Raw genomic sequence first — 1790 nt, forward strand, 5'->3', positions numbered from 1 at the left:
TTTCTGGTGCGTACCGGGCTGAGAGGCGGTGTAAGTGAACTGTAGTTGCCATGTTTTACGGCAATGAGAGCAGAGATAGCGCTGATGTCCGGCAGTGCTTTTGCCGTTACGCACCACGCCTTCAGTAGCGGAGCAGGAAGGACATCTGATGGAAATGGAAGCCACGCAAGCACCTTAAAATCACCATCATACACTAAATCAGTAAGTTGGCAGCATTACCCTTTTTCAGATAACTTGATCATCAAATGCTCCAGATATCTGCGCACCGTGAAGTGCGCAGAAAGATAATAAATGGATATACTCTAAATAATTTGAGTTGCAGGAAGGCGACAAGCGAGTGAATCCCCAGGAGCTTACATAAGTAAGTGACTGGGGTGAGCGAACGCAGACGCAGCACATGCAACTTGAAGTATGACGAGAATATTTACAGCATGTTCCAGCCGATCAGCATATTCCACCACCACACGCCGAGGGTGATATGCACCAGGAAGGTTAATATCGTCAGTACCGCACCGACCAACCACCAGGATTTAATATCGTTATAACCCACGCCAAAGATGACCGGACCTGCCGCGCCGCCATAGTGAGTAACCATGCCGCCATAGGAGTTGGAGAACAACAGTGCCAGCGCGGTTAACATTAACGGTGCGCCGGAGACGTTCGCCAGCATGGCAAATACCGGTAACATAGCAACGATATAGGCACTACCGGAAGCGAAGAAATAACGCACGATAATGCTGAGGAAAATAATAACGAAGAAAGCAACGTTACCGTGACCATCAAATGCCAGGTTATTTTTAAAGACTTCAGCTAACCATTCGAAGAATTTAACTTTCGATAATAAGGAGCTTAATCCGATAATACCGCCGTACCAGATTAAGGTATTCCAGCCGCCTTTATTTTTAACCACGTCTTCCCAGGTAACGATACCCAGCAGCAGCATGGTCGCCATAACAACGATTGCCACAGTGGATTCATCAACCCCCAGAGACTTACTGAAAATCCAGCCCAGTAGCGCCAGCACAAAGACACCGAGCAGCATTTTTTCGCGGATTTTCATCGGTCCCAGTTCGGCAAGGCCCGCTTTAGCGATGGTTTTGTTATCCACCTTTTTAATTTCTGGTGGATACATGGTGTAAATTACCAGCGGGGTGACCAGCAGCATAATGATGCCCGGCAATCCGGTGGCCAGCGCCCATCCACCCCAGCTAATTTGCAGGTGCAGAATGTCGTTGATCATTTTCAGCGCCAGAATGTTCCCCGCCATTGCGGTAAAGAACATATAGCTGGTAGTTTTGGTGACCATGTAAATGGACATCATCAGGTAATGTCCGACACGACGCGGACTTTTTTCCGGTTCGGACCCCAAAGCCACCGCCACGCTGTTGATGATCGGTAACACAATGCCGCCCGCACGCGGGGTGTTAGACGGTGTTGCCGGAGCCAGTACCAGATCGAGGAATACCGTAACGTAACCCAGACCCAGCGTGGTGTTACCGATTTTACCAATCAGCAGATAGGCAATACGTTTACCTAAACCGGTGGTCACAAATGCGGCGCTTAAGGTAAACGCCGAGAACACCAGCCAGGTAGTACCTGAAGAGTAACCGCTTAATACGGCGGTGGTCTTAAACGCACCGTCGGATAAGTTACCGACCACCACCATTGAGGCAGCAACGGCAAGGTAATGACTCCAACTTATTGATAGTGTTTTATGTTCAGATAATGCCCGATGACTTTGTCATGCAGCTCCACCGATTTTGAGAACGACAGCGACTTCCGTCCCAGCC

Annotated in this window: 2 protein-coding genes and 1 pseudogene; all 3 read right to left on the reverse strand. The window is 49.1% G+C overall.

The window, feature by feature from the left end; all coding sequences use genetic code 11:
- On the reverse strand, positions 1-165 hold a 165-nt coding region (locus BGK49_RS27140), incomplete at its 3' end, for an IS1 family transposase (protein ID WP_047664789.1).
- A gap of 259 nt (positions 166-424) precedes the next feature.
- Positions 425-1684 (reverse strand): annotated as a pseudogene (locus BGK49_RS13750) (anion permease); the annotation flags it as partial.
- Between the two features lie 14 nt (positions 1685-1698).
- Positions 1699-1790: IS1 family transposase (locus BGK49_RS27145; RefSeq protein WP_024193989.1), on the reverse strand; the 92-nt coding region annotated here is incomplete at its 5' end.

The sequence above is a fragment of the Shigella sp. FC1544 genome (genome assembly GCF_001722145.1).
Classification (GTDB): domain Bacteria; phylum Pseudomonadota; class Gammaproteobacteria; order Enterobacterales; family Enterobacteriaceae; genus Escherichia; species Escherichia coli.